This is a genomic window from Rhizobium sp. 62_C5_N11_2 (assembly GCF_051811185.1).
Taxonomy (GTDB): Bacteria; Pseudomonadota; Alphaproteobacteria; order Rhizobiales; family Rhizobiaceae; genus Rhizobium; species Rhizobium leguminosarum.
Map to the genome: position 1 here is coordinate 1 of NZ_JBPWPW010000003.1, position 20962 is coordinate 20962.

The window sequence follows — 20962 nt, forward strand, 5'->3', positions numbered from 1 at the left end:
GTACGGATCGAGCGGCATGCGAACCAGCTTTCGCGGCAACTGAAGCTCCTCCGCGACAAGCTGTTTCCGCCGCTCTCGCAAAAGACGCTACGAACATTCTCCTCCGGCGAGGCTGCCCAGATGATCGGCGTCTCCGACGGCTATCTTCGCCAGCTTTCACTGGATGGCAAGGGACCGCAGCCGGATCTTGCCCAGAATGGCCGGCGTTCCTACACGCTCGGCCAGATCAACGAATTGCGCCAGTATATGGCGAAGCTCAAGCCGAAGGACGCGCTGTCCTATCAGCCGTGGCGCCGTCCTGGCGAAAAGCTGCAGACGGTTGCCGTGACCAATTTCAAGGGCGGCTCGGCCAAAACAACGACGACGCTCTATCTGGCGCAGTATCTGGCGCTGGCGGGTTACCGGGTGCTTGCGATCGATCTCGATCCGCAGGCTTCGCTTTCCTCAATGCTCGGAGTTCAGCCCGAATTCGATCTTTCCGAGGGCGATACGCTCTATGGCGCAATTCGTTACGATGAGGGCCGCAAGCCGCTGAAGGAGATCGTCCGCAAGACCTATTTCGACGGACTGGATCTGGTGCCGGGCAATCTCGAGCTGATGGAGTTCGAGCACGAGACGCCACGGGCACTGAACGATCGGCAGCGGCCGGGTGAGCTGTTCTTCCGTCGCGTTGGCGTTGCCATTGCCGAGGTAGAGGCCGATTACGATATCGTGGTGATCGACTGCCCTCCGCAGCTCGGTTACCTCACGCTTGGCGCCGTTTGCGCCGCCACATCGCTGCTCATCACCATCCATCCGCAGATGGTCGACGTCGCTTCCATGTCGCAGTTCCTGCTGATGACTTCGGATCTGCTTTCCGTCGTACGCAAGGCCGGCGGCGACCTGCAGCATGACTTCATCAAATATGTCGTCACTCGTCACGAACCCTTCGATGCGCCGCAGTCGCAGATCGTTGCGCTGCTGCGCAGTCTCTTTAGTGATGACGTGTTGACGGCGACCATTCTCAAATCGACGGCAATCGCCGATGTCGGTCTGACCAAGCAGACGCTCTACGAGATCGAGAAAGGGCAGGTGCGCCGCTCGACCTATGACCGGGCGTTGGAATCGGTCAATGCCGCCAACAGCGAGGTTCTCGCCGGTATTCACAAAGCCTGGGGCCGCACATGAGCAGACGCGATCGCCTGAAAGGTCTTTTCGACGATACGGCGCAGGAGTTGGCCGCGGCCAACTACGAGGAGCCATCTTCGCGCGGATCGGCCGGGCCGGTTCGGACGATGGCGCTGACTCTTGGCCGCATGGAGGAAGAGAGCAGGGCGATGCAGGAGGCCTTGCTCTCCGGTGAACGCATCGTCGAACTCGATCCTGATCTGATCGATTCCTCTTTCGTCCGCGACCGCCTTGCCGACCAGCCGCTCGATACGGAAGACGAGCTGGTGCAGTCGATTGCTGAGAACGGCCAGGAAGTGCCGATCCTCGTTCGCCGCCATCCCAATGATGAGGACCGCTACCAGATCGCCTACGGCCATCGCCGCCTGCAGGCGGTCAAGCTGCTCGGGCTCAAGGTTCAAGCGATCGTCCGTAAGCTTGACGATACCGATGTCGTCATCGCGCAGGGCATTGAGAATTCGGCGCGTCGGAACCTTTCTTATATCGAGCGCGCGGTCTTTGCCCTCAATCTCGAGCTCAAGGGTTTTGAGCGTCCCGTTATCATGAAAGCGCTGTCGACGGATAAGACGGAGCTATCGAAGCTGATATCCGTCGCAAAAGCCATCCCCGCCGAAATCGTCAGGTCGGTCGGAGCCGCGCCTGGCATCGGGCGACGCAGGTGGATGGCGCTTGCCCAGGACTGGAACGGGATGACGGCCGCCCGGCTTGCCAAGCTCATTGCTTCGGGAAGTTTCCTGGCGGAAGAGAGCGATCGCCGATTCGAGCTTTTGGTTGCCGAGCTCGCCAAGAAAGAGGCGAAGCCCGAAACCACGGAATATGACTGGAAGCCGAAAAGCGGCGGCAAGATTGCCGGCCGAATCAAGAGCGCCGGCAATTCCTTCACGATCGCGTTGAAGACCGGCGATGCGCCGGATTTCGGCGCTTACATTTCACGCCGTCTCGATGAGCTTTACGAAGCCTATCGGGCCGGCAAATTGCAAGCAGGAGAATAGGCCGCAAAAGAAAAAAGCCTCCGAACGTTGCCGTCGCGGAAGCCTTTCTCATATCTGGACAATCTGAGAATCGCACTTCCTCGAATCACTGTCAAGCATCTTCGGCATCCTTTTGGGTGGTAGCTTTCTTTTGCCTTGAGAAAAGGTGAGGGACATGGAGCCTCAATATGTATCGACGCCCTTTGGGCGGCGATCGATGACGCTTGGCATGCTGGCAAGCCAGGAAAGCGCCAGCAAGGTCGATCCGGACGCATCGGTCGACAAGTGGAAGATCTTTCGTGCGCTCTGCGAAGCAAAGGACATGGTCGGCGTATCGGACCGTGCCCTGGCTGTTCTCAATGCGTTGTTGACCTTCTATCCGAAAAACGAGATTGCCGAGGCCAACGGCTTCGTCGTCTTTCCGTCGAACGAGCAGCTGTCGCTGCGCACGCACGGCATGGCTGGCACGACGTTGCGGCGGAATCTGGCGATTCTGGTCGAAGCGGGCCTGATCATCCGGCGGGATAGTCCGAACGGGAAACGTTTTGCCCGCCGCAACGGCGAAGGCGGGCTTGGTGAGGCCTTTGGCTTCAGCCTGGCGCCACTCCTGGTGCGCGCTCGCGAGATCGAGGCGCAGGCGGCTCAGGTGATGGCCGCCAAACTCGAATGGAAGCGACTGAGGGAGCGCCTGACACTTTGCCGGCGTGACATCACCAAGCTCATCGAAATCGCGCTGGAAGAGGAAATTGCCGGCGAATGGATCGAGATGCAGAAGCATTTCAATCTGCTTTCCGCAAGCCTGCCGCGCCGGCCGTCGGCTGCCGAGATGGAAAGCCTACTGGCTGATCTCGAAGCTTTCCGGGAATTGATCGTCAAGACGCTGGAATCGAAGTCGAAAACAGAAAAAACAGACGCCAATGATAACCAAAACGGTCGGCACATACATAATTCAAACCCACATGCTATATCTGAACTTGAACCAAGCTTCGAACCGAAGCAGGGCGCAAAGTCGGAGGAAGAACCGCAGGCGTGGCGGGAGCCGCCGAAATCCTTCCCCCTTGCCATGGTGCTGCAGGCTTGCCCGGAGATCATCGCTTACGGACCGGGCGGCGGCATTGGCAGCTGGCGCGATCTGATGGCCGCGGCCGTCATCGTCCGTTCCACTCTTGGCGTCAGCCCCAGCGCCTATCAGCTGGCCTGCGATGTCATGGGGCCGGAAAACGCCGCCACGGTGATCGCCTGCATTCTGGAAAGGGGCGGACATATCAACTCGGCCGGCGGCTACCTGCGTGACCTGACGCGGCGGGCGGAGCGTGGCGAATTTTCGCTCGGACCGATGCTGATGGCGCTGATGCGGGCAAATGGTCCGACGGCGAGGAAAACCGGATGAACGGCTATAAAAAAGCTTCGCGCCAGCTGCGACGGCTAGAAGGATGTGCCGCCGGTCGATCTGCCATCTCAACGGCCTCCTTCCCCCGACTTTTGTTGAAATACACCATTAACCATGTCATACATGGCGGAAGGAAACACCCATTTGGCTTCCATTTGTGAAAAACCGTAAAGCTTAACAATGCGCTACGATCTCGACGGTGCAATGCTTCAAACCTTGCTTCCCTCCATTGCCGCGGCGGAGGATGCGGTGGCGCGGCTGGACGAGCGGGTGTTGCGCTCGGTGGTCGGCGAGGGATTTGCCGAACGCAGCCATTTCTTCGACGCCGCCGGCGCGCTCTGGGTGGCCGGCGAACTCGTGCATGTCGAGGATCTCGTTTTACATGATGCCCATATGGATAGCCGCGCTCCCACCCACGAACTGACGATCGCTCATTCCGTGCTGCGGGCACGTCGGCGCATCTGGACCGGCGACCCCTCCTGGGCACTTGGCGTCGCGGGCCTTGCGACGCTGACTGCGACTGGCGGGGAAGGGGAGGGGAAAGCACAGGAAGCAAAAAGCCTGGGAGTTCCACTCGAGACCGACGGAGAGGGCGAGGATGAGGACGGGCCGCTCGCTGCCGAGATGGCGGAGATCGATGCGCTTCTTGCCCGCTCGCAGAAGCTGCTCGATGTCCATGCTGGGAAAACGCCGGCAAGCGAGACGGTGGCCCTTGCTCCAGCAAAACGCAACGAAGATCCTCTCGGCTTGCTCGGTGACGACGAGTGGGACGAGGAACAGCGGCTTACCGAATGGCGAATCGTCCAGCCATTGGCCGATAGCTTGCCGCCGGTTCTCGGCGCCATCATCCTCTTCGAAGCCTGGGAAAGGATCGAGCCGCTGCGGCGTCAGCACTGGCTCGGCGGGCTTCTGGTCGCAAGCCATCTACGCGCCCGCGGCAAGGTCGCCTCGCATCTGTTTTCTTTTTACGGCGGCCTGAAGCTGGTGCGCCATGAGCGTCGTCGGGCGCGCGATCGGGCCACGCGGTTGCAAGCCTTTCTGGAGGCGGTGCATCTGGGTGCCGTGGCCGGCCTCAAGGAAATCGATCGCCTGTCGCTGGCGCGCACGCAGATGGAGCTGCGCTTTCGCGGCCGCCGTTCAAACAGCAGCCTGCCGGAACTTGCCGATTTCATCCTGTCGCGGCCAATGGTCTCGGCGGCGATGATCGCCCGTCATCTGCGCATCACGCCGCGCGGGGCGCTGAACCTAGTCAACGAGATCGGCATTCGTGAAATTACAGGCCGAGGCCGCTATCGCGCCTGGGGTATCATCTAATGCATGTCGCCCCAAAGTGGGCATGCGGCTTTGGGACAGCGACATGCATAAAGCAAAGACCTAAAGCGCGTCCCATGATTCCGATTTGACGCGATGCGCTTTAAACGAAAACGGCCGGGCGTTGGCCCGGCCGTTTCGTTTAGGCGAGCACCCAGTCCGCCATCCTGTCACAGACTGCAGACCAGGCGCTCTTGCGCTTCCTTTGCCCCCAGAAGCGCAGTCCTATTCCCGCTCGCCGGTGAAGTTGAGCAGAAGCTGGAAGATGTTGACGAAGTTCAGGTAGAGCGAGAGCGCACCGAAGACGGCGAGCTTCTGGTTCGATTCCTGATCAAAGTTTTCCGAATACTGTTCCTTGATGTTCTGCGTGTCGTAAGCGGTGAGACCGACGAAGACGACGATGCCGATCACCGAGATCGCAAACTGCAGCGCGCTCGAACCCAGGAAGATGTTGACGACCGAGGCGATGATGACGCCGAAGAGGCCCATCATCAGGAACGAGCCCATGCGCGAGAGATCGCGCTTCGTCGCATAGCCGTAGAGGCTGGTGGCGCCGAACATCGTGGCGGTGATGAAGAAGGTCCGCGCGATGCTCATCCCGGTGAAGACTAGGAAGACGGAAGCGAGCGACAGGCCCATCACGGCGCAGAACGCCCAGAAGGTGATCTGAGCGGTGCTGGCCGACATCGTCTGGATCTTGAACGAGAAGAAGAAGACGAAGGCGAGCGGGGCAAGCATCACCACCCACTTCAGCGGCGAGCCGAAGATCGGGACGTAGAGTGCCGGCGTCGAGCCGACGACAAAGGCGACGAGGCCTGTTATGACGAGGCCGAGAGCCATATAGTTGTAGACGCGCAGCATATGCTGGCGCAGGCCTTCGTCGAAGAGGGCCTGGGAGCCGGCGACGGCACCGTAGCGGGGATTGATCGGGTTCATGCTGATCTCCTCGGTTTGATTAATAGAGCGAGCGGGCGAGCCGTTCGGCCGCTTGGTCGAGATTGAGACCGCTATCGTCAGCGATCAGCGCATAAGCGACCTCGCCGATCTGCCAATAGGCGGCTTCTGCTTTTTCCAGCGTGAGATGACTGACCGGCTTGACCTCGAAGGCGCCCGGACGGACGGCAAAAAGCGACAGTCGCTTTCCATCTGCTTGTTCGATCGCCATCTCGACGCTGGGGCCGAATTCGGACGGGAAGATCTGCACGTCGGCGACCTTCCAATCCCTAGGCAGTTCGGGCATCACGATCGCGGTGGCGGCGCGAATATCGTCAGCGCTATAGCTGGCCGGCGTCTGCGGAGGCATCGATTGGCGCAGAGCCGCGGTCTGATAGGCGCGGACGGCATCCTCGACATAGGCGGGTGCCGGAACCGATGCCACCACCTCAGTCGCCGAGAAGGCGCCGAAGGAATTGTGCGCCACCCAGCCGGCGGCGATCAGAATGCCGACGGCGGCAACGCGCTGCATGGAATGGAAGATGCGGCCATAGGAAAGGCCACGTTCCAGCCGCCGGGCGGCATCGCGGGTCTCGGGGCGGCCAAAGGCACTTTCGCCGGCAAGCGCCAGACGCAGTTCGCCCCTCACGCTGAGGTCGGCCATGACCTTGGCGGCAATCGCCGGATTCTCGGAAAGATAGGATTCCACCTGGATGCGACGGGCGACATCGAGCTCGCCATCCACATAGGCGTTAAGATCGGCATCGAGGATCGGATCAATTGCTTTCATTGCCGTTCCCTCCGATTATCCTCAGATGCGAAACCCGCGGCGTCTTCTCCTCGAATTCGCGAAGCTGAGCGCGCGCGCGGGAGATGCGCGACATCAGCGTCCCCACGGGAATGCCGAGCGCCTGGGCGGCTTCCTGGTAGGAAAGGTCTTCGATCGCGACGAGATGCAGCGCCTCGCGCTGTTCCTCCGGGAGGTCGAAGAAGGCGTCGCGCACCTGCTGCAGGCGCACGGCGTGTTCCTGGCCGGCCGGAAGCGACTGCTCGGCTTCGACAGCCGCCTCATCGTGGCGGCGCGTCAGCGATCGGTTCCGGCGAAGACGATCGATATGGGCATTGTGCAGGATGGAGAGCAGCCAGGTGCGCAGGTTGCCGCCGCTGCGGAAGCTCTTTCGCTTCTCGAAGGCGCGCACCAGCGCATCATGCACCAGATCCTCCGCCTCGTCCGAATTGCGCACCAGCGAGCGAGCGTAGCGCCTCAGCGCTGCAAGCTGTCCGATGACGTCGAAGGGGCGTTCTTTGCGTTCCATGATTGAGTATACGCAAGTGCGGCGGGTTTTATTCCCGCGGCCGTAAAAAAATCAAGCGGACCGAGACCGTCGCTGGATTCATCAAATATCCTTCCCCAGCGGAGGGCGCCTCAAATCCGCGATTGTTTATGACAATTACATGACAGATCATGACGCCGCCGATTTGCGGGGGAAAATAAAGAATGAAGGAAAAGAAGCGGGTCTACGAAGCTCTCGTGGACGGCGCCATGGAAGGGCTGACGGATGAGGCGCTCTATGATTTCGTCAAGGCGCGTTGTCCGAAGGCCACCAGCAAGAAGATCGTCCGGGCCTCGCTTCTCGCCCTGATGGATCCTCATCTCAGAGACCGCAATATTCTCGACGTGATTTATGCACTGGCGATCAAGCATCGGCTGGATGACGGCGTGCTGGACGACGGCGAAGACGAGGAGCCCGACGAGCGGGCTCAACCCTCGCCGGCAGCCAACCAGAACATGCCGCAGCTTTCCTGATGCAGGTCGCCTGAAATGGTCAGCCGCCGTCCGAAAGCTCTTCGAGGATCGGACAGTCCGGCCTGTCGTTGCCGTGGCAGGCATGCACGAGGTGCTCAAGCGTCCGGCGCAGCTCCGTCAGCTCGCGGATCTTGCGATCGATCTCGGCAAGCTTTGTCTGAGCGATATCCTTGACGTCGGCACTCGCCCGGTCCTTGTCCTCATAGAGTGCCAGCAATTGCCGGCATTCTTCGACGGAAAAGCCGAGGCCGCGCGAGCGCTGCAGGAAGCGCAGCTTGTGAACGTCGGTTGCGGCATAGTCGCGATAGCCGTTTCCGCCCCTTTCGGGGCGGATGAGGCCAATATCCTCGTAGTAGCGGATCGTCTTCGAAGGCAGGCCGGACCGTTCCGATGCTTCGCCGATATTCATCGCCATCTCCTATAATTTTGCAAAGCGCAGTCTCAGCGCATTTGATATGACCGAAACGGACGAGAGGCTCATTGCTGCTGCGGCGATCATCGGCGAAAGCAGCAGCCCGAAGATCGGATAGAGCAGGCCGGCCGCGATCGGCACGCCGAGCGCATTATAGCCGAAGGCGAAGCCGAGATTCTGGCGGATGTTTTGCATCGTCGCCTCCGCCAGCCGCCGTGCCCTGACGATGCCGTTCAGGTCGCCCTTCACCAATGTGATGCCGGCGCTTTCCATCGCGACGTCGGCGCCGGTCCCCATGGCGATGCCAACATCGGCGGCGGCGAGCGCCGGGGCGTCGTTGACGCCGTCGCCGGCCATGGCGATGATGGCGCCCTTGCTACGCAATTCGTCGATCAGCGCCTTCTTGCCTTCCGGAAGCACATCGGCGCGAACCTCGTCGATGCCGAGGCTTTTTGCCACCGCACGCGCCGTGCGCTCGTTGTCGCCGGTCGCCATGATGATCTTCAACCCGCTGTCGTGCAGTGCCTTGATGGCGGCTGTTGTCGTCGGCTTGATGCGGTCGGCAACGGCGACGAGACCGGCAAGCGCGCCATCGAACACCACGAACATCACCGTCTTGCCGTCGCCGCGCAGGGCCTCGGTCTTCTCGGCAAGTACCGCCGGATCAATGCCGAGATCGGTAAGCATCGCGGCATTGCCGAGCGCCACCGTCGTGCCGCCGGCACGGCCCTGAACGCCCTTGCCGGTCTTTGCCTCGAAACCGGTGACCTCCACGAAGGGGACGCCGCGCTCCTCGGCGCCGGAAACGATCGCTTCGGCCAGCGGATGTTCGGAGCTGCGCTCCAGGCTTGCCGCCAGCGACAGCAGCCGGTCTTCGCCGACCCCACCGAAGGCGATGACATCGGTAAGCTTCGGCTTGCCTTCAGTCAGCGTGCCGGTCTTGTCGACGATCAGCGTGTCGACCTTGGAAAAGCGCTCAAGCGCTTCGGCATCCTTGATCAGCACGCCTTCCTGCGCGCCGCGCCCGGTGGCGATCATGATCGACATTGGCGTTGCCAGGCCGAGCGCACAAGGGCAGGCGATGATCAGAACGGCGACGGCGGCTAGCAGTGCATTCGCCATGCGCGGCTCGGGCCCGATCGCGGCCCAGACAAGGAAGGCAAGGATGGCAGCAGCGACCACCGCCGGCACGAAGACGGCCGACACCCGGTCGACGGCGCCCTGGATCGGCGCCCGCGAGCGTTGCGCCTTGGCGACCATGTCGACGATGCGCGACAGCACCATATCTGCGCCGACCTTTTCGGCGGCCATGACGAAGGTGCCGTTCTTGTTGATCGTGCCACCGGTCAGCGGGTCGCCTTTCGACTTCTCCAGAGGCAGGGGCTCGCCTGATATCATCGATTCGTCGACGGTCGACTGGCCTTCGAGGACGGAGCCATCCACCGGCACCCGCTCGCCAGGGCGAACGCGCAGCTGGTCACCGGTCTGGATATCGCCAACAGGCACGTCGCGCTCGCTGCCGTCGGCATCGATGCGCCGCGCCGTCTTCGGCGCAAGGTCGAGCAAAGCGCGGATTGCCGAGCCGGTACGTTCGCGCGCTTTCAATTCCAGCACCTGGCCGACGAAGACGAGCGCGACGATGACGGCTGCTGCCTCGAAATAGACGGGCACGGCCGCGCCGTGGCCATGGAAGCTCATCGGGAAGATGCCGGGTACAAGCGTGGCGACGACGCTGTAGACATAGGCGGTGCCGACGCCGAGACCGATTAGCGTCCACATATTCGGGCTGCGGTTGACGACAGACGCCCATGCGCGGCGGAAGAAGGGCAGGGCTGCCCAGAGCACCACCGGCGTTGCTAGCAGCAGTTCGATGTAGGTGGCCTGCGGCTCGCCGATCGTTTCGCGAAGCGGCAGGCCGAACATCGGCCCCATGCTCAGCGCCAGCAGCGGCACGGCAAGGATGGCGCTGACCCAGAGCCGCCTGACGAAATCGACGAGTTCCGGGTTCGGACCTTCGTCAGCAGGCGGAATGCCCATCGGCTCCAGCGCCATGCCGCATTTCGGGCAGTCGCCGGGACGGTCGCTGATGACTTCGGGATGCATCGGGCAAGTGTAGAGCGTGCCCGTCGGCGCCGGCTTTGCCGGCGGGTGCTTGCCGTCGCGATAGGCTGAGGGGTCGGCTTCGAATTTCGCATGGCAGGCGGCCGAGCAGAAATAGAACTTTTCACCGTCGACTTTCAGAAAGTGTTTCGCCGTCGAGCGATCGACGGTCATGCCGCAGACGGCGTCCTTCGCGGCCAGATAATCCGCAGGTGCCGCCGCAAACTTCGTCCGGCAGCCCTCGGAGCAGAAATGATAGGTGCGGCCGTCATGCTCAAGCGATGGCTTGCCGGCTTGCGGATCGACGGTCATGCCGCAGACAGGATCACGGATCACGGCATCGGCAGCCTTCTCCTGATCATGGCCGCAATGGCAATGATCATCGCCATCGTCGTGGCTGTGGTGGTGGTCGTGCTGGTGCTTGATATCCATGACTATCTCCTGTGCCCCGGAGGGCCGTTGGATAGGCTTATCCACCTTCCAGCGACTGGAAGGTCAAGCACTATTTTCATGGACTCGATTTTAGCGACGGCTGGTCCTCAGATCGGGGTGATCAGCCCGACCGGCTGGCTCCCGAGCAGGGCGGCGACCGAGATGCTGCCCCCGGGCTCGATCGTCTTTCCGGTCAGCAGGTCCGCCTTTAGACCGTGAAGCGGGGAGGGGACGGCGATCGCCGTATCCTCCCAGAATTCCGGGCCGGCAAAGAGCACGCCGGGGTCGAGCCAGCCGAACATCAGCCGTGGCGCTGCGATGATGGCGAAATCATCCTTGTGCACCCGGGCATAAGCGAGGATGTGGTCTCGCCGGGCGCCCGTCACCTTCAGCGGCAGATAGTCGCCTCTGGAAAAGAGGTCCGCGTGCCGCTGGCGCAGCTGCAGGCCGATCCCGACAATGCGCTGCTTCAACGCCGCCGCCTGCAGCTTGGCGATCGGCCCGGCTTCATCAAGCCATGCTTTCAGCCGCTCATGATCGACTGGTCGGCGGTTGTCTGGATCGACGAGGCTGAAGTCGAAGCTTTCGGCACCCTGGTAGATATCGGGAATGCCGGGGGCCGTCAGCTTGAGCAGTGTCTGCGACAGGCTGTTGAGGTAACCCGCCGCGATGAAGGGCTGCAGCACCCTTTCGAAATCCTCGAGAAAGACGCCATTATCAGGCGAAACCAGGGCCGCGGCATAGGTCGTGGCCGTTTCCTCGTAAGCGGCATCCTGTTCCGTCCAGTCGCTGCGCAGTTTCGCCTCGCGCACGGCCTTGACGGCGTAATCGGTGAAGCGTTCGCGGAGTTCTTCCGTCTGTCCTCTATCGAAATCTTCCGGCCAGATGCCGGCCAGAGCCTGATAGAGCATCCATTCGACATTTGGCTCCGGCGCTGCGCCATCCGGCAGATCCTTCAGCCACGGCCGGTTCATGTCTCGCCACCGCTCGACCGCCTGTGCAAAAACATCCGCGCCCTCGCTCAGCGCATAAAGCCTTGCACGCGCATCCTCGCCGCGTTTGGTGTCGTGGGTCGCGCTTGTCGAAAGCCCATGCGGCTGCAGCCGCGCCCGCTCTGCCATGCGGCGGTGGAATTCCTCCGGGCCGCCAGGCGCCTTGCCGGGTTCACCGCCCACTTCGTTTGCGGCAAGCAGCCTGTTATAGCGGTAAAAAAGCGTATCCTCGGTCGCCTTCGCCATCACCGGCCCGCTCAATTGCTGGAAGCGGATGCGGAACTCGTGGGCCGCGTCACCCTCGACCTTGCCTTCGAGAAGCTTCAGAACCTGGTCGAGGGCACGTTGATCGTCGAGCAGCGCCATCGCTTGCGAAGCGGTCGCCGCCAGCACCGCTGAATCCTGCCAGGAAAGCGGGCCACCGTCGCCATAGGTGCGGTAGACGGGAAAGGTGATCAGCAGTTCGCTAAGCGCGGTGGCGATCTCGTCTCTTTTTGCCTCGGGAAAGATGCCTGCCGCGATCGACACCAGCCTATTGGTCTCGCCGGCGAAATTACGTTCGACCATCAGTCGCTTGGCAATTCGCCGGCCCGCCTCGAGATCACCCGTGTCGGCGGCGATCCTGCGATAGGCATCATCCAATATGCGCAGACCTCCGGCGTCGATGAACAGCTCGCTCAGCGCGGCGATGAATTCATATCCCGTGGTTCCGGCAACCCGCCAGCTCTCCGGCAGGACCTCGCTAGCCCCGAGGATCTTTTCGACGACGATATAGGTGTCCGGTCCCACCGCCTCCCGCAACCTGTCGAGATAGGCCTTGGGCTCGGCGAGCCCGTCGACATGGTCGATGCGCAGGCCCTGCACTTTGCCATGGCGCACCAGCTCGATCACCAGCCGGTGCATGTCCTCGAACACCGGGGGATCTTCGACGCGGGTGCCGACCAGTCCGGTCACCTCGAAAAAACGGCGATAACTCAGATGTCGCGCCGCCGTCTTCCAGTGCGTCAGCCGCCAATGCTGTCCCTCATGCAGGCTTCTCATGAAATCGCGATCGGCCGAGACGTCATTGAGCTTCTGCTGGAGGGCGGCTCGATCGCCGCCTTCGAAGAGGATATCGCGCATCGCGCGGTTGAAGTTCTCGCCGGAGGTGACGGCCGCAGCCTCCGCCATTCTGGTGGCAATCGGATCGTCGAGCCGATCTGCGATCGCTCCGTAACTCGCCGGGTTCAGCGGCAACAGCGTCTCAAAATAACCGAACGCGAAGTTACCGTGCGTTTCGTCGAGCGCGATGCGAAGCTCGCCACCGGCGAGTGCTCCCTCGAAGTCCTGACCGAGCTGCGGCAGGGTCAGCGGCTCGCTCCAGTCGATGTCGAAGTGGCTGAAATAGGCGCTCTGTCGCCCAAATATCAGCACGTCGCGCCACCAGCCGTTTTCCGGCGAGGCCGCCATGTGGTTCGGCACGATGTCGAGGATCAGTCCCATGCCTGCGGATGCAAGGCTTTCCGCCAGCCGCTCGAATGCGGCCCGGCCGCCGAGCACCGGGTCGATTTCGTTGGCGTCTGTCACGTCATAGCCGTGGGTCGAACCGCTGACGGCGGTGAAGATCGGCGAGGCGTAGAGGTGGCTGATGCCGAGCGTCTTGAGATAGGGGACGAGGTCGCAGGCGCGATCGAAGGTCATGCCGTTGCGGAATTGTATCCGGTAGGTCGCTCTCGGGAGTGTCATGAGGCCGCTGATGTTGGAAAGAGACCCTCCGGAACGGTTGCAGCCGGGTTTTTGTTCCTTGCAGCACCGCGCGTCTTTTGACACGCCTAAGGGACGCTGCAACTTTTTTAATCGGTGGATCGTGCGTTCGGATGTTCTAGTCGATGAAAACGCCGACGCTTGCGGCGCGTCCGGCCGAGTCGATGACGGTTAGTTTCGAGTAGCCGCCGCCATCAGGCAGCCATTGCTGGATACGCCGGCGGGACAGATCAGGCAGCGGCTTGCCATTGGCAAGCCAGCGGAAGGGGGCTCGGCCACCCTGGAGCTTCAGCATCAGCGGTGACAAGTTCCCTTGACCAGCGCCGAGATCGACATGCGCGCCCTCGGGCGGATAGATGATCTCAGGCGGGGCCTCGCGGCCGGAGGCGAGCAGGCCGCTGGCATTGAGGGCGAAGCGCCGCTGGCTGATGGGCAGCTCCGACTGGGCGATGCGCACGGCGCCCGCAGGCGGGCGGGGAAGCGGCGTCGTCGCGATGCCTGACTTGGCGAACCCTTCGAAGAGGACGGGCGCGGCGGTGCCATAACCGGTCAATCCCGGCACGGCGCTGTTGTCAGGCCGTCCGACCCAGACGCCTAGCACATAACGCCCATCATAGCCGACCGACCAGGCATCACGGTAGCCGTAGCTCGTGCCGGTCTTGTAGGCGATGCCGCGCTGCGGTGCGCCTGAGGGAGGAATGACGCCGGAGAGAATATCGGCGACGTTCCAGACCGCGACCGGTTCCAGCAACGGTTCGCCGTCGAGCTTGCCCGGTGCGCCGCTGACGCCGTCGCCGAGCCTTGCCGGCTGGCCGCGATTGGCGAGGGCCGTATAGAGTTGCACCAGATCCTTCAAAGTGATGCCGACGCCGCCGAGACCGATCGCCAGTCCCGGCGTCTCATTCGGCGGCAGGACCGGGCGTACCTCGGCGCGGCGGAAGCGCACCATCAGCCGCGACGGCCCGACGGCATCGAGCAGCTTGACGGCCGGCACGTTCAGCGAAAGCTGCAGCGCCTCGCGCACGGTGACGTCGCCCTGGTAGCTCATGTCGAAATTGCGCGGCCGGTAGCCGAAGAAGTCAGCGGGCCGGTCCTCGATGATCGTTTCCTGGGACACCAGGCCCTGTTCGAAAGCCAGCCCATAAATGAAGGGCTTCAGCGTTGAGCCCGGCGAGCGGTTGACGCGCGTCATGTCGATCCAGCCAGAGCGGCTGGCATCGAAATAATCGGCTGAGCCAACCTCGCCGACAATCGCACCGGTTTGCGCATCCGCCATCACCATGGCAAGCGAAAGCTTCGGCCCGAGCTTGAACGCCGCTGCCCGCGCAACCGCTTCCAGCCCCTGCTGCACCTGTTTCTTCAAAGTCGTCTGATGCTTGAGGACATCAGGCTCCTTGCGCAGTGCGGCTTCGGCGACATGGGCGGCAAGTGCCGGCAATTGCATGCGCCGCGACGGGACCGCGACGCCTTCAGCCCGCTCCGCTTCGCCGTCACCAACGGCTCTAGCGACCGCTACGCGGTCAAGCACACGCTTGCGCGCGGCCTCGGCTGCCTTGAGATTGCGGTCCGGCCGGCGCCGTTCCGGCAATTGCGGCAGGGCGACGAGCAAAGCCGCCTCGGCGACCGTCAGGCGTCGCGGTTCCTTGCCGAAATAGGCAAGGCTTGCGGCGCGCACGCCTTCCAGATTGCCGCCATAGGGCGCGTGCGTCAGATAGAGGTCGAGAATCTCTTCCTTCGACAGCCGCCGCTCGATCTGCACGGCGCGCACCAACTGCAGCAGTTTTGCCGAAAGCGAGCGTCCTTCGCGCGGCTCGATCAGCCTGGCCACCTGCATCGAAAGCGTCGAGGCGCCGGAGACGATGCGGCCATTGCTGACCAGTTGCACGGCAGCGCGCCCGAGCGCCCAGGGATCGACGCCGCCGTGGTCGTAGAAACGCTGGTCCTCATAGGCGATCAGCATGCGCAAGAATTGCGGATCGACGTCGGAGACCGCCGTCTTCAGCCGCCAGCGGCCTTGCGACGTCGCAAACGCACGCAACAATTGCCCATCGGCATCCAGCACCTCGGCAGACACGGCATTTGCCCTGTCCAGCGGCGGCGGAAAGGCCTTGTCGGCGGCATCGAGCGCAAAGAGAGCCGCGCCGGCAAGAATGATGCCGGCTGCGGACCCGATCGCAAACTTGTGCCACCGCCTCATTATTGCGCCGTCACGACCTCCATCTTGCCGGTTGCCGTGCGGGCCGAAAGCTCCGGCCGGTACATGTCCTCGACGTTTGCGGCCGGATGGTCGTAGGTGCCGGGGGTGACGGCACGAACGACATAGGCGACGTTGAATTCGCGCTCATCGCCTGCTGCGCGGTTGAAGGCGGCGACGAAGCGGTCGTAGCGGAATTCGGTATGGGCAGCGGAGATCTCGCCGATCCAGTCGAAATTCGCCATCTGGGCGCTGTCGACGAGATTCGGATTGTCGATCTCGAAGCCGGCCGGCAGAAGGTCGGTGATGACGATGCGCGACGGCCAGTCGTTGGTTTCGCGCACATGGATGACGACGACGTAGCGTTCGTTCTGCTTCGCCTCGCTGACATTCGCTTCTTCGCCGTCGAGCGTGTAATAGGTCCGCTCGATGACGAAGCCGTCGCCGCCGGCCGGCAGCGGCACTGTGGGAGCGGCAACGGTGGTGACCACAGCCGAAACCGTGTCGTTTGTCTGGTTGGTCAGCGTCAGCGGATGGTCAGCCAGGGCATCGCCGGTCATGCGTGCCATGTAGGCACCGGTGTGCGCGGCCCCATTGACATCGACCTTCAGGCCGTCGTCACCGCCTTGGATGGCGCGCGCGGCAAGCAGCATCCAGGTTTCTTCCTGCGTGCTCTTATATTTGCTGCGCTCCCATTCCTTGCCGACCGCCTTGGCGAGTTCCGGGATGACCGGCGGTACCGGCCGGCTTTCGGCGGCGAGCGCCAGGATCGCCGCGCCGTCGCGCAGGATCGTGCCATAGTCGGTACGCGACAGGTTCACGCGTGACACCATCGACTGCTCCGACATCTGCAGCGCGTCGAGGAAGATATTCTTCGAGCGCTGCGCATCACCGTAGAGCGCCAATGCGGCGGCGATATGCGCCTTGGCGAGCGGCGTCGGGAAGTCATTGATCATCGTATCGGCATAATAGCGCAGATCGCTGATCGCAGCCTTCTTGTTGCGAGCAAGGACGTAGATGGCATAGGCGATCTGATCGCCCTGGCCCTTGATGTCGGTGGTGTAGGACAAGGTGTTCTGCAGGTTTTCGAGCGCCTGCACGAAAGCCCTTTCCGGCACGTCGTATTTCATTTCGCGGGCCCGCGTCAGGAAATCGGTGACATAAGAATCGAGCCAGACATCGCCCGAATCCGGTCCCCAGAGGCCGAAACTGCCGGCAGAGGCCTGATAGGAAAGCACGCGGTAGATCGCGTCCTGTACGCGCTTATGCACGTCGTCGTCGTTTTCCATACCCGCCTGCTTTGCGACTTCGGCGAGATAGAGCAGCGGCAGCGCTCGGCTGGTGGTCTGCTCGGCGCAGCCAAAGGGATAGCGGTCGAGCGTCATCAGCAGGGCGGGAATATCGAAGGCGGCCGAACGGGTGACATTGACGCTGATCGAGGCACCCGGCAGCACGCTGTCGGCCAGCAGGTTCTTGTCGACGGTGAGCTTTGCCCCCGGCTTCAGCGCCAGCACCCTGCGTTCGGTGATCGGCAAGGAAGCCGGGCGCACCGGCACATCGACCGTCTGGTCGAGTGAAAGGCCGGAAGCGTCGGAGAGGTTGATCGAGACGCTGCCGGCGCCCGGCTGTTTGCCGATGAGCGAAAGCGTCAGTTCGGATTTCGCGCCGGCCTCGAGGCGGATCGTCTGCGAGGCAGAAGCTTCCTCGATGCCGACCGCATCATTACCGGTCAGTTGCAGCTTGTAGTCGCCGGCCGGCGCATCGGTATTGGCAATGTCGAGGCGCAGATTGGCCTTGTCGCCGGGGGAGAGGAACTTCGGCAGACTTGCGGTCACCACGACGGGATCGCGGATGATGACATCCTTGACGCCGTGGCCGACGCCCGATTTCGACCAGGCGACGGCCATGACACGCGCCGTGCCGTTGAATTGCGGAATGTCGAAGGAGACATTGGCCTTGCCTTCGGCGTCGAGCTTCACCGGCCCGGAGAAGAAGGCGACGAGCTTCTGCGTCGGCGGGCTTGCCTGCAGCGCAATGGCGCCGCCATCACCGCCGGTCCTGAGCTTGCCGGTCGCACCCAGCGAGCCGTCGATCAGGCGGCCATAGAGGTCGCGGATTTCAAGACCGAGCTGGCGCTGGCCGAAATACCAGTCCTCCGGGTTCGGCGGTTCGTAGCGCGTCAGGTTGAGAATGCCGACATCGACGGCAGCAACCGTCACGTAGGCGTCCTCGTTGGCGCCGGCGCCAGCCACCTGCAGGCCGATATTCAACGGTCCGCGCGGCAGCATCTTCTCGGGCGTGTCGAGCGTCACCTGCAGCGCGCGCTGTTCAGGATCGACTTTCAGCCATTTGATGCCGATCGAGCGCATCGGCATATGGCTGTCCTGCGCGTCGCCGGGGCGGAAGAGCGTTGCGGTCACATAAGCACCGGCACCCCAGTCTGATGTAACCGGGATATCGACCTCGCCGCCGGTCTCGCCGATCGTGGCGTTCTGTACGGCAACCAGCTTTTCGGTTCCGGCCGTCACCATCAGCTCGCCGCCATAGCGCGAGGTGACTTTCAGCTTGGCGGTGTCGCCGATCTTGTAGCTGTCCTTGTCGAGGGCGATCTCAAGCCCGTCGGGCGTTTCCGTCGAGGTCGATGTCACGAACCAGCCGGCGTCGAATTCGACGCTGGAGGTCGGGCCGTCGGCATCGGGGCTTTCCACTTCGAGGCGATAGCGGCCCCAGGTCACCGGAACGGAGATCTTGCCGCCGTCCATCGTCGCGTCGACGCTGCCGTTGGAGACCTGCTCGGCGGTGTAGACCGGCTCGTATTTCCAGGCGGTTCCCTCGCGATACCACTGATATTCGCGGTTGAGGCTATAGAATTTCCAGCGCAGGCCCTTCGTCTCCTGCTTCTGTCCGTCGGCCTTGACGCTGATCACCGTAAAGTTGGCGATCGAATTCTCCGGCAGATCGTCGGAAAATTCCGGCTTAACGCCGATCGAAGCGCCCTGGTTCTTCACCGGAATGGTCAAGGAGCGCTCGATGGCGCGGCCGCCCGCCTCCTGCATGCGCATATAGACAGTAGCGTTGAGCAACTGCGTCGTGGCCGGCAGGTCGCTGATGGTCAGGTCGGTCGAGGCTTCGCCGTTCTCGTCGAGTTCCGGCAGGCCGTCGATCGGCAGGCGCGAATCCTCGCTCGCCTCTTCGTCGGCGAGGCCGAAGAGGAAGCCCTTGTAGGCCGCACTCTCGCGCGTCGGCTTGACGACGACGTCGCCTTCGAGCGTCAGGCCGGCGGCTGGGGCGCCGTAGAGATATTTGCCCGAAACGGTGATCGTCGCCGGCGTGTCCGGACCGACTTCCTTGGCCTCGGTCTTGATCTCCATGTCGGTGCGATCGGGGACGAAATCGTCGACGAGGAAACTCTTGGTGGCGATCGCGCTGCCCTTGGGATCGGTATAGATGTTCATCGTCCAGGTGCCGCGCATGGCGTTTTCCTGGGTCGGGAAATCGATGGAGTAGCCGCCGAGATTGCTGGTCTGGCTGACGATCCGCCGGTCTTCGACACCGTCGGGGCGGCTGAAGATGAAAGTGAGCGGCAGGTTCTCGATGGCGTTGCCATCGGTGTCGCGGGCGAGCGCCTGCGCATGCACCGTCTCGCCGGCGCGGTAGATGCCGCGTTCGGTGAAGGTCAGCACGTCGATCGCGCCGGGTGCTGCGCGGCCCGTCACGCCACGGTCGGAGAGGTCGAAGCCGGCGCGCGTCATGTCGAGGAAGACGTAGTCCGACGTGCCGTTTTTGGCGGTAATGACGGCTGGCGTCAGCGCCGCCGTGCCGCGGATCAGGCCGGCAGTGAAGGTGGCGCGGCCGTTTTCGTCGGTCGTGGCAGTGCCGAGCACTTCATTGTTCTTGGCGAGCAGCTGCAGCTCTACGCCTGCGATCGGCTTGGCCGAGGCGAGCGAGCGGGCGAAGACGTTGAGCCCGTCCGTACCGGCATAGGTGGTGACGCCGATATCGGAGACCAGGAACCATTGCGTCGCCTGCGAATCCCACTCCTGCGCGGGGCCGTTTGCCGCCGTTGCGGTCATCACATATATGCCGGGCTTGCGCTCGGGCAGCGCCTCGTCGACCGGGAAGCTGGTGACGATGTCCTTGTTGAGTTCGTTGGCGATGTCGATCGAGCCCTGCCAGACGAGTTCGCCGCTCTGGTCCTGGATGTTCTGGGCGCTGTAGCCGTCGAGTTGGGACAGGAACTGCGAATTGGTCAGCAGCGGCGCGATGGCGCGATCGCCGATGCGGTAGAGTTTCAAGTTGGCCGAGGTCATATTGACCGAGACGATCGGGATGCCGCGGCGCGCCGTCGAGGGCAGCACGAAGCTGTCGCCGGTGAAACGCACGATCTGGCTACGGTCCTTGATGTAGACGTCGACGCTGACAGGTGCTTCCAGCACCTCGTCGACGGCCGACGGCAGGCCGGTGCGGAAGGCGATCTTGTAGGTTTGACCATGCGTCAGCCCCTCGACGCAGATCTGCTTGTCCTTGGCCTCGAGCGCCTTTGGTGCTTCGCCGTTCAGCGTCACGAAGGGCGTGTAGTCGGTGGTTTTGACCAGCGCCTCGGAAAAGGTGACGCAGGCACGCGGCGTGGCGCTGTCGGCATCGACCGTGTGTTCCGTGACGCGGAAGCCCTGCGTTGATTTCAGCTGCAGGTAGGCCGCCTGCACATCTTTGGCGCCGACAAGCGCCAGGCTCGCCTTGTAGGCATCGAGCGCCGGGCGGTAGTTGGCATTCCGCTCCAGTGCAGTGGCGAGCACGGCCAGCGCCTCGGCGCGTTTGGCGGTGGTGCGCGTCAGCTCGTAGCCGTTCAGCGCGTCGAGCACGGCTTGGCCGGTCGTGTTGCTCTCGGCGCTGCCGAGCGAGGCTGCGGCGCGGGCGGTTTCGAGCCAGAGATCGGCGTCGTCAGGTGTGATCGACAGCGCGCCATGGAAGGACTTCAGCGCGTCGGCCAGATTGTTGGCAGTGAGGTCAATGCGGGCATTGGCCGTCAGGCTGTCGGCGCCCTGGCCCTGCTGGTCGTCGGCCAGGGTCAGATTATCCTTGAAGTCGTGGGCCTGCTGGATGAGATCGTTCGTCAGGAAGGTCAGCCGCGGCGCAGCGCCAATATCCCGCTCCTGCTGGCCGGCCGTTTCGACGATCTTGCCGGCGATGGCGCCGGGGAAAGCGTTCATCGTTTTGAAATCGGATTTCAGGAAACACCATTTCACCTTGGGATTGTAGGTGAAGGCCTTGCAGCTCTTGTCGCCGATGCAGGATGTCTTGCACTGATCGAGCGAGACGTTCTGCTCGGTGCGAAGATCGAAGCCGAAGAAATCGGCGTCCTTAATCGTCTGGATGTCGCGCTTGGTGTCCGCAGCGGCGGCGGAAAAGCTGATGGCGATCGTGGAAAATGCGATTGTCGCGAAAGCGAAGAACGAGCGCACGGACATAGGTTCCCCCCGGAAATGCTGGCTCTGACCGGCGGGCACTCT

At 62.8% G+C, this 20962-nt stretch carries 13 protein-coding genes; 5 read left to right on the forward strand and 8 right to left on the reverse strand.

Annotation, left to right across the window (positions count from 1 at the left end; translation table 11 throughout):
- The 4 genes from repA to AB8B31_RS29130 all read left to right on the forward strand — a co-directional run.
- Positions 1 to 1167, forward strand: a 1167-nt coding sequence (gene repA / locus AB8B31_RS29115) for a plasmid partitioning protein RepA (protein WP_439004072.1), incomplete at its 5' end; no start/stop codon positions are given.
- Positions 1164 to 2159, forward strand: coding sequence for a plasmid partitioning protein RepB (repB, locus tag AB8B31_RS29120; RefSeq protein ID WP_047618203.1), 996 nt, complete (start codon positions 1164 to 1166; stop codon positions 2157 to 2159). The genes repA and repB, both read left to right, overlap by 4 nt.
- Positions 2160 to 2313: 154 nt before the next feature.
- Entirely contained in the window at positions 2314 to 3528 is a 1215-nt protein-coding gene (repC, locus tag AB8B31_RS29125) for a plasmid replication protein RepC (RefSeq protein ID WP_130653818.1), read from the forward strand.
- Between the two features lie 180 nt (positions 3529 to 3708).
- Positions 3709 to 4842 (forward strand): RHE_PE00001 family protein, encoded by a 1134-nt coding sequence (locus AB8B31_RS29130; protein WP_168299808.1) that lies wholly within the window; start codon positions 3709 to 3711, stop codon positions 4840 to 4842.
- Positions 4843 to 5064: 222 nt separating this feature from the next.
- Here AB8B31_RS29130 and AB8B31_RS29135 read toward each other — a convergent pair whose 3' ends face one another.
- From AB8B31_RS29135 to AB8B31_RS29145, 3 genes are read right to left on the reverse strand one after another with little or no spacing between them, the layout of a single operon-like run.
- Positions 5065 to 5775 carry a Bax inhibitor-1/YccA family protein gene (locus AB8B31_RS29135; protein ID WP_018246224.1) on the reverse strand — a complete coding sequence of 237 codons (711 nt, stop codon included), beginning with the start codon at positions 5773 to 5775 and terminating at the stop codon, positions 5065 to 5067.
- Between the two features lie 19 nt (positions 5776 to 5794).
- Positions 5795 to 6562 carry an anti-sigma factor family protein gene (locus tag AB8B31_RS29140; RefSeq protein WP_018246225.1) on the reverse strand — a complete coding sequence of 256 codons (768 nt, stop codon included), beginning with the start codon at positions 6560 to 6562 and terminating at the stop codon, positions 5795 to 5797.
- On the reverse strand, positions 6549 to 7088 hold the full coding sequence (locus AB8B31_RS29145) for a sigma-70 family RNA polymerase sigma factor (protein ID WP_018246226.1): 540 nt from the start codon (positions 7086 to 7088) through the stop codon (positions 6549 to 6551). Before AB8B31_RS29145 ends, AB8B31_RS29140 begins: the two co-directional genes overlap by 14 nt.
- A 182-nt stretch (positions 7089 to 7270) precedes the next feature.
- Between AB8B31_RS29145 and AB8B31_RS29150 the strand changes: the two genes are divergently transcribed.
- Positions 7271 to 7579 carry a hypothetical protein gene (locus AB8B31_RS29150; protein WP_065276211.1) on the forward strand — a complete coding sequence of 103 codons (309 nt, stop codon included), beginning with the start codon at positions 7271 to 7273 and terminating at the stop codon, positions 7577 to 7579.
- Positions 7580 to 7598: 19 nt separating this feature from the next.
- On the opposite strand, the gene cueR is transcribed toward AB8B31_RS29150, so the two are convergent.
- The 5 genes from cueR to AB8B31_RS29175 all read right to left on the reverse strand — a co-directional run bounded on the left by cueR (position 7599) and on the right by AB8B31_RS29175 (position 20920).
- The gene (gene cueR / locus AB8B31_RS29155) at positions 7599 to 7988 is read right to left on the reverse strand and encodes a Cu(I)-responsive transcriptional regulator (RefSeq protein ID WP_065276210.1); all 390 of its coding nucleotides are present in this window, start codon (positions 7986 to 7988) and stop codon (positions 7599 to 7601) included.
- A 9-nt stretch (positions 7989 to 7997) separates the two neighbouring features.
- On the reverse strand, positions 7998 to 10523 hold the full coding sequence (locus tag AB8B31_RS29160) for a heavy metal translocating P-type ATPase (protein WP_168299807.1): 2526 nt from the start codon (positions 10521 to 10523) through the stop codon (positions 7998 to 8000).
- A gap of 107 nt (positions 10524 to 10630) precedes the next feature.
- The gene (treY, locus tag AB8B31_RS29165) at positions 10631 to 13240 is read right to left on the reverse strand and encodes a malto-oligosyltrehalose synthase (RefSeq protein ID WP_018246230.1); all 2610 of its coding nucleotides are present in this window, start codon (positions 13238 to 13240) and stop codon (positions 10631 to 10633) included.
- Between the two features lie 136 nt (positions 13241 to 13376).
- Positions 13377 to 15455 (reverse strand): penicillin-binding protein 1C, encoded by a 2079-nt coding sequence (pbpC, locus tag AB8B31_RS29170; RefSeq protein ID WP_018246231.1) that lies wholly within the window; start codon positions 15453 to 15455, stop codon positions 13377 to 13379.
- Positions 15455 to 20920, reverse strand: a complete 5466-nt coding sequence (locus tag AB8B31_RS29175) for an alpha-2-macroglobulin family protein (RefSeq protein ID WP_018246232.1) — start codon at positions 20918 to 20920, stop codon at positions 15455 to 15457. Before AB8B31_RS29175 ends, pbpC begins: the two co-directional genes overlap by 1 nt.
- Between the last annotated feature and the right edge of the window lie 42 nt (positions 20921 to 20962).

Coding starts and splice junctions, on each gene's coding strand:
- AB8B31_RS29140 (WP_018246225.1), bottom strand. CDS start 6,562: ATGAAAGCAATTGATCCGATCCTCGATGCCGATCTTAACGCCTATGTG.
- AB8B31_RS29160 (WP_168299807.1), bottom strand. CDS start 10,523: ATGGATATCAAGCACCAGCACGACCACCACCACAGCCACGACGATGGC.
- AB8B31_RS29175 (WP_018246232.1), bottom strand. CDS start 20,920: ATGTCCGTGCGCTCGTTCTTCGCTTTCGCGACAATCGCATTTTCCACG.
- cueR (WP_065276210.1), bottom strand. CDS start 7,988: ATGAATATCGGCGAAGCATCGGAACGGTCCGGCCTGCCTTCGAAGACG.
- treY (WP_018246230.1), bottom strand. CDS start 13,240: ATGACACTCCCGAGAGCGACCTACCGGATACAATTCCGCAACGGCATG.
- repB (WP_047618203.1), top strand. CDS start 1,164: ATGAGCAGACGCGATCGCCTGAAAGGTCTTTTCGACGATACGGCGCAG.
- AB8B31_RS29145 (WP_018246226.1), bottom strand. CDS start 7,088: ATGGAACGCAAAGAACGCCCCTTCGACGTCATCGGACAGCTTGCAGCG.
- AB8B31_RS29150 (WP_065276211.1), top strand. CDS start 7,271: ATGAAGGAAAAGAAGCGGGTCTACGAAGCTCTCGTGGACGGCGCCATG.
- pbpC (WP_018246231.1), bottom strand. CDS start 15,455: ATGAGGCGGTGGCACAAGTTTGCGATCGGGTCCGCAGCCGGCATCATT.
- AB8B31_RS29135 (WP_018246224.1), bottom strand. CDS start 5,775: ATGAACCCGATCAATCCCCGCTACGGTGCCGTCGCCGGCTCCCAGGCC.
- repC (WP_130653818.1), top strand. CDS start 2,314: ATGGAGCCTCAATATGTATCGACGCCCTTTGGGCGGCGATCGATGACG.
- AB8B31_RS29130 (WP_168299808.1), top strand. CDS start 3,709: ATGCGCTACGATCTCGACGGTGCAATGCTTCAAACCTTGCTTCCCTCC.